The sequence below is a fragment of the Streptomyces sp. NPDC002156 genome, assembly GCF_053593675.1.
The window spans coordinates 1-9,122 of record NZ_JBSFDA010000263.1 but is presented as its reverse complement, the minus strand read 5'-3'; the positions used below and the strand labels follow the sequence as shown (position 1 = coordinate 9,122).

Genomic DNA, 9,122 nt, shown 5'->3' with positions numbered 1-9,122 from the left:
GCCCCCCCCCTCTAACTACACTTTCATAAAAACATTTTGTCCAACCCCCCCCCTCTACCTTTCTGCCCTCTCCGCGTAAGTCTTCCCGCGCGCCGGCCCGGGCACCGTTCAACCGCGGCCCCCAGGCCTCGGAGCCGATGCCGGCGACGCAGGTCAGCTCCCCTTCCGGAATCCGGAAACCGACGGCCCGCACCAGACCGGAGAGGTCGGACAGCAACTCCCGTACGACCGGCTCCCCGCCGGGATCGACGGTCACGACCAGGAAGACGGCGGAGTTGGTGAGCGGGCTCAGTACCGACTGCGGGACGGGTTGCGGCTCGGGCACGGACATTCCCCAATTCCTTCGGCGGGCTTCTTCGACGAGACGCCTTGTCGAACGACGAGACGCTTGGTCGAACACGGAGACCGGACCCGATCAGCCTCTCACCGGAGCCCGCTCCTTCGCGGCGTCATCGATGATCCGTCGGCCTGTCCGACGTGATGGTCAGGCGGGGGTCTCGGCGGTGGCGGTGAGGATCGCACGGCCGAGGATGTGGCGGGCCATGGTGAAGCCGAGGAAGGCGGGGGTGGAGTCGGCCGGGATGCCGATGTTCTCGACGTCGAGGGCGTGCACCACGAAGACGTACCGGTGAGCGCCGTGCCCGGCCGGCGGGGCCGCGCCGATGAACCGCCCGGTACGGGCGTCGTTGGGCACCTGGAAGGCGCCCTCGGGCAGGCCCGATCCGGTGTCGTCGCCGACCCCCTCGGGCAGGTCGCCGACCGTCGCGGGGAGGTCGGCCACGGCCCAGTGCCAGAAGCCGGAGCCGGTCGGGGCGTCCGGGTCGTACATCGTGACGGCGTAGCTCCGGGTGCCCTCGGGGGCGCCGCTCCACGCCAGCTGCGGGGAGACGTCCTTGCCGCCCGGGACGCCGAAGAGACCGGACATCTGCTCGACGGGCAGCGGGGCGCCGTCGGTGAGCGTGGTGCTGGTGAGGGTGAAGGTCGCTGCCTCGGGGAGGCGGGCGAAGGGGTCGTTGGCGCTCATGGCGTCGTTCCTTTCATGGGACATGCGGGTGTCCAGGGGGGTGTCCGCGGGGCATGTTCAGTCGGGCGCGACGACGTCCGTGCCGGGATCCTTCGGCTCGGTGACGGCCGTGTCGGCAGCCGGGTCGACGTACTCGACGCGTTCCTTCGGACGGGGGTCGAACGTGAGCCGGAAGACGTCGGGGCGGGAGTAGTGGCCGGCCGGGTCGTAGGCGTGCTTGGCGATGGCGAGGAGGTCGAAGTCGAGGTCGGCGTAGAGGATGCCCTCCTCGGTCTCGGGCAGTGGCTTGGCGAGTTCGCTGCCCTCGGGACCGTAGATCCGCGTGAATCCGCCGCCCTGGAGCAGGAGTTCCCGCTTGGCGTCGGTGTCGCAGAACAGGTCCTGTCCCGCCTGGCCGACCGTGGCGCAGGGCGCGAGGACGAAGGTCTGCCCCTCGACGGCGTAGACCAGGCTGACGGCCGTGTTCACCTCGGGCCCGAGCGCCGTCGCCATGCCCCGGTAGACGGAGAAGCTCGGCCAGGACGCGACGTGGATCTGCTCGCCCTTGCTGTACATCGTGTACTTGGTCAGCGGCTGGATGTGCTCGGCGCAGTTCAGCGCGCCGAGGCGGCCGAGTCTGGTCTCGTGGACCTGGATGTCGCTGCCGTCGCCCTCGCCGAAGACGGTGCGTTCGGCGTGGGTGGGCTTGAGTTTGCGGCGTACGGCGAGCACTCGGCCGGTGTCGTCGATGGTCGCCTGGGCCATGTAAAGGCTGCCGGTGAGAGTGCGTTCGGCGAAGCCGAGGACGACGAAGATCCGGTGCTCGGCGGCGGCCGCGGCGATGCGGGCGAGGTGTTCGCCGTCGCGGGTCATGGAGTTGTCCGCGTACCGGGGGACGTATTGCATGCCGGCGAGCGGGGAGTCCAGCCAGATCCACCACGGGTAGCCGGGCAGGAACACCTCGGGGAACGCGACCAGCTCGGCTCCGCCGGCGGCGGCCTGGGCGATCAGGTCCACGGCGTGGTCCACCCCGGCGTCGAGGTCCAGCCACTTGGGTTCGGCCTGTACGGCCGCTACGCGCACTACGGAAGCCATGTCTCGTACTCCATCTCGGCCGCGACGGCGTTCGCTCGATTCGCTCGTTGTGGGGAACGTTACGGCCGCTCCCCGGCCCGGAAGAGGTATGAATCCTCCACTCCTCATCCGTGTCCGGCGTATGATTCACCCACCCTGTGACCGTGGTGAGCTAGGACATCTCATGGACCGCACCGAGGACGAACAGCTCCAGCGGCAGCGCCGTCGGGAGCGGGAACTGTCCAGCCTGTACGCCACGGCACGCTCGCTGACCGTGCTGCGCGGAGTCGAGGAAGTGCTGGCCAGTGTCGTCGGGCACGCGCACGACCTGATCGGTACCGACCTCGCCTATCTGGCGGTGCTGGAGGAGGACGGGACGTATCTGCGGGTGCGCGCCACGGCCGGGACGGTCACCCCCGGGTTCGCCGAGCGGACGCACGGTCCTGCCCATGTCGGCATCGCCGGGCGCGTGGCCACGACCCGGGCCCCGTACTGGGCGAGCGACTATCTGGCGTCGACCGACATCGTCCACCACCCGGGTATCGACAGTTCCATCGAGGCGGAGGGCATCGTGTCGATGCTCGGGGTCCCGCTGATCGCGGGCGGCCGGTTCCTCGGCACGCTGATCGCGGCGAACCGCCAGGAGCGGCCGTTCGTCCGGGACGACGTCGCCCTGCTGACCGCCTTCGGCGACCACGCGGCGGTGGCGCTGGAGAACGCCCGGCTGTACGACGAGAGCCGCCGCGCCCTGCACGCCCTGGAGACGGCGTACGCCACGATCGAGGCGGCCGAGGCCGTGCACGAGGCGCTCACCCGTGTGGTGCTGGCGGGCGGTGACGTGGGCGCCGTCGCCGACCTCGTCGTGGACACCCTGGGCGGTGGAGTCCTCGTCCTCGACCACGCCCAGCGCGTCCTCGTCGCCCGCGGGCAGCCCGCCGACGAGGACGAGGCGAGGGTCCGCGAGCACGCCGACCTCACCGCCTCCCCGCCCATGGCCGAGGCGGTCGCCCCCGGCATCGAGGAGAGCCGCAGGTCCGGCCGCTGCGTCACCGTCGAGCGTGGCGACACCCTGCGGCACACCGTGGCGGCGGTCGTCGTCGGCGCCACTCACATGGGTGCCCTGGTCCTGTCCCGCCACGGCGACCCGGACCCGGTCGAGGCACGCACCCTTGAACGCGCGGCGCAGACCGCGGCCTTGCTGACCCTGACCCAGGACGCCGTCGTCCGGGCCGAGGAACGCGTCCGGGGCGAGCTCCTCACCCAACTCCTCGCCGCCCCACGCCCGTTCTCCACCGAACTCGCGCTGCGCGCCCGCGCCCGGCACATCGAGCCCGGGCATCTCGACACCGTCCTGGTGGTCGACGCACCGAAGGACCGGCTCGGCGACACGACCCGGCTGCTGCACGGTCTCGCGGAGGAGTACGACGGTCTGGCGGGCGAGCACCTGGGCGTCCCCGTCGCCCTGATCCGCGCCCAGGACGCGACGGCGGCCGCGAAGAGCGTCCACCAGCGACTGCGGCGCGTGACCGGCGCCCCCGTGCTCGTCTGCGCCGCGCCCGTCCCGCGCGGCCCGGAACCGCTCGGCGCCGGTGTCACCCTGGCCGGCCGCTGCTGCCGGTTGCTGCGCGGACTCGGGGTACGGGACGGCGGGACCAGCACGGAACGGCTCGCGATGTACACCGTCCTGTTCGATCCCCACCGGGAGCAGGACCTCGGAGCCTTCCTCGACGACTCCCTCGGCCGCCTCCTCGCCCACGACACCGAACGCGGCACCGACCTGCTGGGCACCCTCACCGCGTACTTCGCCAGTTCCCGCAACCTCGCCGGAACGGCCCGCGCCCTGCACATCCACACCAACACGCTCCTCAAGCGGATCGAGCGCATCGGGGGACTGCTCGGGCCCGAATGGCAGCAGCCGGACAACGCCCTGAGGCTTCAGCTCGCGGTCCATCTCCATGAATTGGCCCGACAGGTCGAAAAACCCTGAGCGGCGCGGCAAGTCCATTTCTCCGTGGCAGCGCGGCGTTCGGCGCATTCGATTTGCCTCAGAGGCAACTCTGCGTGCATGTAAGGGTACTTGGCGTGAGGGCTATGTAACTCCGCCTTATTCCGGATGACGCCGTTCGGTAATTCGCGCTGGCTGAAGTGGTGGTCAGAAGCAGCGGCGAGGTGACCGAACCTCGGCGCCCCGCATGGAGGATTTCATGCCTGAGCTGTATTTCCATGTGCGCTGGCCCGACGGAGAGACCCAGCGCTGCTATTCACCTTCCACGGTAATCGAGGACTACCTCGCCCCCGGTGGCGTCTACGAACTCGGCGACTTCCTGGAGCGAAGCCGGACCGCGCTCGGAATCGCGAGCGACCGGGTGCGCGAGAAGTACGGATTCGCCTGCACCGGGGCCTCCGACCAGCTGGCGCAGATCGAACGGACCGCAGCCGCGTACAAATCCCTCGACGGGGCCGAGGTCGCCGTCGAGGCACTCAGCAACGCCGACGGGAGCATGCGGTGAGCGCGCCACGGCTGGCCGGGGCCCACTACCCGGTGGCTGTCGTCGGCGGCGGCCAGGCCGGTCTGTCGGTCAGCTACTGCCTGCGCGAGCGTGGCATCGAGCACGTCGTCGTCGAGCGGAACCGGGTAGGCCATGAGTGGCGCGAGCGCCGTTGGGACTCCTTCTGCCTGGTGACGCCCAACTGGCAGTGCAAACTGCCCGGTTACCCCTACCAGGGAGACGACCCCGACGGCTTCATGGTCCGCGACGAGATCATCCGCTATCTGGAGGGGTACGTCGCCTCCTTCCAGCCCCCGCTGCGGGAGGGCGTCGCCGTCACCGGACTGCGCCGGGGCGCCGGAGGCGTCTTCGAACTGTCCACCGGGGAAGGGGAGTTCACCGCCGACCAGGTGGTCGTGGCCGCCGGTCCCTACCACACCCCGTCCATTCCGAGGATGGCCGAGCGGCTGCCCGCAGGCGTCGAGCAGATCCACTCCTCCCGCTACCGCAACCCGGACCAACTCCCCGAGGGCGCCGTCCTGGTGGTCGGTACCGGACAGTCCGGCTGCCAGATAGCCGAGGACCTCCATCTGGCCGGCCGACAGGTCCATCTCGCCGTCGGCAGCGCACCCCGCGTCGCCCGCTTCTACCGGGGCCGGGACTGCGTGGCCTGGCTGGACGACATGGGGTACTACGGCAAGAGCATCGACGAGTTCGACGACGCGGGCGCCGTCCGGATGCGGGTCAACCACTACGTCACCGGGCGCGACGGAGGCCGTGACATCGACCTGCGGGCCTTCGCCCGCGACGGAATGCGTCTGCACGGGCGGCTGACGGGCATCGGCGGTACCGCCGGTACGCGTCTGGAGTTCGCCGACGACCTCAAGGTCAACCTCGACCGGGCGGACGCCGTGGCCGAGGGCATCAAGGACAGCATCGACGCCCACATCACCGCGCGGAAGATCACGGCCCCCGACGAACCCCGGTACGTGCCGGTGTGGGAGCCCGCCGAACAGGCACCCGACCTGGACCTGGAGGCAGCCGGCATCACCTCGGTCGTCTGGTCCACCGGGTTCACCCGCGACCACCGCTGGGTCGAGATCCCCGCATTCGACGGCCGTGGCTACCCCATGCACTGGCGGGGCGCCACCAGCACCCCCGGCCTGTACTTCCTGGGCCTGCCCTGGCAGCACTCCTGGGGCTCCGGACGCTTCGAAGCGGTGGGCAGGGACGCCGAGTTCCTCGCGAACCACATCGACGTGTCCCGCCGTATGGCCGACGTCTGCGGCACGCTCACCGGCGCCCCCAGCGAACTCGCCTCCGCGCTCCCGATCGGCTGAAGGAGGTATCCCGACCATGGTCTTCGACGCACACCGCCACATCGGCGTCCTGCCCGCGTACCCCTTCTACGGCGGACCGCTCGTCAACCCCGACACCACCGCCCGCGCCACCGTCAAGCAACTCGTCGCCGACATGGACGCCGAGGGCACCGAACGCGCCCTGGTCATCCCCAACTACGGCGTCCCCGACCCCGATCTCGCCTTCTCCTTCAACGAGTTGGCGATCGAGGCCGCCCAGACCGACGACCGGATCCGGGCCGGACTGTGGGTGTCCCCGCGCCCCGAGGACGAGCACCGCACCGCACGGGCGCTCGCCCTGGCCGGCGAACAGGGCGTGAAGGCGCTGAAGTTGAGCTTCCTGCTCGGCGGGCGCCCGACCGACCCGGTGTGCCGCCCGATGCTGGACCGCATCTTCCAGGTGGCCGAGCACAACAACCTGGTTGTCCACGTCCACACCTCGCCCGGCGCCGCCTCCGACATCGACGAGGTCGGCCACCTCGTCGACTGGTACGCCGACCGGGTGCCCGTCCACCTCGTGCACTTCGGTGGCGGGATGAGCGGCCACATCAAGCTCGTCGGCTCCCGGTTCTTCGACTGGATCACCGCCGGCAAGCGCGTCTACACCGACCTCTCCTGGGCCATCGGCTTCACACCCCGCTGGCTGGCCCAGGAGATCGAGCGCCGCGGTATCGGCCACGACCGCGTGCTCTTCGCCAGCGACCAGCCGTGGGGCGACTTCACGGGCGAGTACGCCCGGCTCGCCGAAGCGACCGGCGGCGGCGAACTCGGCGAACTCGTCTTCAGGGACACGTTCGCCACGCTCTACGACTGACCCGCTCCCCTTCCAGTTCCAGCACGCGCAAGGAGACAGCCATGTCCGAATCCGTCGTCACCGCCGAACTCTCCGACGTCGAGCAGAAGTCCCTCGACGAGATCCCGCACCCCTCGCTCGCCGACGGCAGCAGCATCTACGGCTCCACGAAGGTCTTCCCCGACTACCAGGCCGAGAACGGCGAGACCTACTTCACCCTCGTCCACGGCATCGCCCACGAGTCCTCGGTCTCCTTCGTCGCCGTCCTCCAGGCGACCCGCGCCCTGCGCAAGGGCTTCGAGACCGCCATCTACTTCTACGGCCCGGGCTCGCTCAACTGCCTCGCCACCCGCGGCTTCCCGACCGTCGGAAACTCCGCCTTCCCCGGCGAGCACAACATCAACAACCAGCTCAAGACGTTCATCGCCGAGGGCGGCAAGGCCTACTGCTGCCGCTTCGGACTGTCCCTGCACGGCGCCCGCGAGGAGGACCTCATCGAGGGCGTCATCCCCACCCACCCCCTGGACGTCCAGGACGCGCTGATCCACTACGCGCGCAAGGGCGCCATCATCAACTCCACCTACCAGCTGTAAGGGGCACACCGTGAGCGTTGGCACCAACACAGCGGTGGACGTGCGGATCATGACCCGCGCCGAACTCGCCCTGCACGGCGTGGCGTTGGACGCGCCCGTGCGGCGGCCGGACGGCGCGGGGCCCAGCGACGACGGGCACGTCCTTGTCGACGGTGCCAACGCCGCGCTGCCCACCAACCCCGACAGCCCCTACTCCGTACGCGACGGCAAGGTCTGGCTCGGCGAGGAAGACACCGGCCTGACCCTGACCGCCGTACGCCGCCCGAAGTTCTACGACCTGACGACCGCCGACGGCATCCGCTACGAGCAGATCGCCCGTCTGCACGGCTCCGACGTCCTCGCCACCACCGTCGTCCAGACCTGTATCCGCTACGCCGAGTCCGACCGCTGCCGCTTCTGCACCATCGAGGAGTCCCTACGCTCCGGTGCGACGGTCGCGGCCAAGACACCTGCCCAGCTGGCCGAAGTCGCCGAGGCGGCCGTGCGGTTGGACGGCGTCAGGCAGATGGTGATGACCACCGGCACGACGGCCGGCCCCGACCGGGGCGCCCGCAACCTCGTACGGTCGGTCAGGGCGGTCCTCGAAGCCGTGCCCGGGCTGCCGATCCAGGTGCAGTGCGAGCCGCCCGGCGACCTGGTGTGGATCCGGGAGCTGTACGACGCCGGAGCCACCGCCATCGGCATCCACGTCGAGTCGCTGGACGACGAGGTGCGCGGGCGCTGGCTGCCCGGCAAGTCCACCGTCCCGATGGCCGAGTACGAGGCCGCGTGGGACGAGGCGGTACGGGTCTTCGGGCCCAACCGGGTCTCCACCTACCTCCTCGTCGGCCTCGGCGAGGACCCCGACGAACTCGTCGCGGGAGCGGGGGAGTTGATCGACCGGGGCGTGTACCCCTTCGTCGTCCCCTACCGCCCGATGGGCGGCACGCTCGCCGCCCGCGACGGGATCGCCGCCCCGAGCACCGACCTGCTGCGGTACGTCACTGAGGGCGTCGCGGCGAAGCTGCGCGCGGCCGGGATGAGCGGCGCCGACCAGCGGGCGGGGTGTGCGGCCTGCGGGGCGTGCAGTGTCCTGCGGACCGCGGGCGGGTGAGCGCCGTGTACCTCGACGGTTCCGTCGTCGTGCCGGCCGGGGACGGGCCGCAGGACATCCTCGCCCTGCTGGGCGACCGCAGCACACTCGCCCGGATGCTGCCCGCCTTCCGCGTCGAGGAGGCGGACGGCACGGCGGATCTGGCCGCCTACAGGCGGCTCCGCCGCGACGCCTTCGTCCACGAGCAGGGACTCTTCGCCCACCACGACCTGGACGACCGCGACAGCGACCCCCGGACCGTCGTCCTGGTCGCGCGGGACCCGGAGGGCACGGTGGTCGGCGGGGTGCGTCTCGGCCCGGTCACCGACGGCCCCGACATCGGCTGGTGGGCCGGCGGGCGGCTCGTCGTCGCCCGCGGAGCCCGAGGCCCGCACGGCATCGGCGCGGCCCTGGTCCGCGCGGCCTGCGCACGGGCGGAGACCGACGGCGTGCTCCGCTTCGACGCGACCGTCCAGGCCCGCAACGAGATCCTCTTCAGACGCCTCGGCTGGCGCCGGATACGAACGACGACGGTCGCGGACGCACCACACGTCCTGATGCGCTGGCCGATCGACCGGATCGCGAACCTTGTGACAACCACCAAGTCACCCCTCGGCTCGCTCCTGGCGGCCCTCCCCACAACGGCGGTCCGCGCCCCCGGTCGGGACCCGGTCGGCGGGGCCCTGGCGATGGGGGCGCGGACCGTCTCCGGCGACCCCGGCGGCGGGTCGCCGAGTTCG

10 protein-coding genes are annotated in these 9,122 nt (G+C 70.9%); 7 read left to right on the top strand and 3 right to left on the bottom strand.

What is annotated here, in order from left to right; translation table 11 throughout:
* The 3 genes from ACWCRB_RS47145 to ACWCRB_RS47135 all read right to left on the bottom strand — a co-directional run.
* The coding region (locus ACWCRB_RS47145) for a Dyp-type peroxidase domain-containing protein (RefSeq protein ID WP_451001964.1) at positions 1 to 331 on the bottom strand (331 nt) is incomplete at its 3' end.
* 153 nt (positions 332 to 484) lie between these two features.
* Positions 485 to 1,024: a YbhB/YbcL family Raf kinase inhibitor-like protein gene (locus ACWCRB_RS47140; RefSeq protein WP_451001963.1), complete on the bottom strand. Its 540-nt coding sequence runs from the start codon at positions 1,022 to 1,024 to the stop codon at positions 485 to 487.
* Between the two features lie 57 nt (positions 1,025 to 1,081).
* Entirely contained in the window at positions 1,082 to 2,098 is a 1,017-nt protein-coding gene (locus ACWCRB_RS47135; RefSeq protein ID WP_451001962.1) for a carbon-nitrogen hydrolase family protein, read from the bottom strand.
* A 163-nt stretch (positions 2,099 to 2,261) separates the two neighbouring features.
* Between ACWCRB_RS47135 and ACWCRB_RS47130 the strand changes: the two genes are divergently transcribed.
* The 7 genes from ACWCRB_RS47130 to ACWCRB_RS47100 all read left to right on the top strand — a co-directional run.
* The gene (locus tag ACWCRB_RS47130) at positions 2,262 to 4,064 is read left to right on the top strand and encodes a helix-turn-helix domain-containing protein (RefSeq protein ID WP_451001961.1); all 1,803 of its coding nucleotides are present in this window, start codon (positions 2,262 to 2,264) and stop codon (positions 4,062 to 4,064) included.
* Positions 4,065 to 4,281: 217 nt separating this feature from the next.
* Positions 4,282 to 4,587, top strand: a complete 306-nt coding sequence (locus ACWCRB_RS47125) for an MSMEG_0570 family nitrogen starvation response protein (RefSeq protein ID WP_451001960.1) — start codon at positions 4,282 to 4,284, stop codon at positions 4,585 to 4,587.
* Positions 4,584 to 5,906: an MSMEG_0569 family flavin-dependent oxidoreductase gene (locus tag ACWCRB_RS47120; RefSeq protein WP_451001959.1), complete on the top strand. Its 1,323-nt coding sequence runs from the start codon at positions 4,584 to 4,586 to the stop codon at positions 5,904 to 5,906. Before ACWCRB_RS47125 ends, ACWCRB_RS47120 begins: the two co-directional genes overlap by 4 nt.
* 16 nt (positions 5,907 to 5,922) lie before the next feature.
* Complete coding sequence (locus ACWCRB_RS47115) at positions 5,923 to 6,738, top strand: amidohydrolase family protein (protein WP_451001958.1); 816 nt, start codon at positions 5,923 to 5,925, stop codon at positions 6,736 to 6,738.
* A 41-nt stretch (positions 6,739 to 6,779) separates the two neighbouring features.
* Positions 6,780 to 7,310: an MSMEG_0572/Sll0783 family nitrogen starvation response protein gene (locus ACWCRB_RS47110; protein WP_369034260.1), complete on the top strand. Its 531-nt coding sequence runs from the start codon at positions 6,780 to 6,782 to the stop codon at positions 7,308 to 7,310.
* Positions 7,311 to 7,320: 10 nt separating this feature from the next.
* Positions 7,321 to 8,403 carry an MSMEG_0568 family radical SAM protein gene (locus ACWCRB_RS47105; protein WP_451001957.1) on the top strand — a complete coding sequence of 361 codons (1,083 nt, stop codon included), beginning with the start codon at positions 7,321 to 7,323 and terminating at the stop codon, positions 8,401 to 8,403.
* On the top strand, positions 8,400 to 9,122 hold a 723-nt coding region (locus ACWCRB_RS47100; protein WP_451001956.1), incomplete at its 3' end, for an MSMEG_0567/Sll0786 family nitrogen starvation N-acetyltransferase. The genes ACWCRB_RS47105 and ACWCRB_RS47100, both read left to right, overlap by 4 nt.

Bases quoted from the DNA above. Each gene is read 5' to 3' on its own strand.
- ACWCRB_RS47115 (WP_451001958.1), top strand. From the start codon at position 5,923: ATGGTCTTCGACGCACACCGCCACATCGGCGTCCTGCCCGCGTACCCC.
- ACWCRB_RS47135 (WP_451001962.1), bottom strand. From the start codon at position 2,098: ATGGCTTCCGTAGTGCGCGTAGCGGCCGTACAGGCCGAACCCAAGTGG.
- ACWCRB_RS47125 (WP_451001960.1), top strand. From the start codon at position 4,282: ATGCCTGAGCTGTATTTCCATGTGCGCTGGCCCGACGGAGAGACCCAG.
- ACWCRB_RS47140 (WP_451001963.1), bottom strand. From the start codon at position 1,024: ATGAGCGCCAACGACCCCTTCGCCCGCCTCCCCGAGGCAGCGACCTTC.
- ACWCRB_RS47130 (WP_451001961.1), top strand. From the start codon at position 2,262: ATGGACCGCACCGAGGACGAACAGCTCCAGCGGCAGCGCCGTCGGGAG.
- ACWCRB_RS47110 (WP_369034260.1), top strand. From the start codon at position 6,780: ATGTCCGAATCCGTCGTCACCGCCGAACTCTCCGACGTCGAGCAGAAG.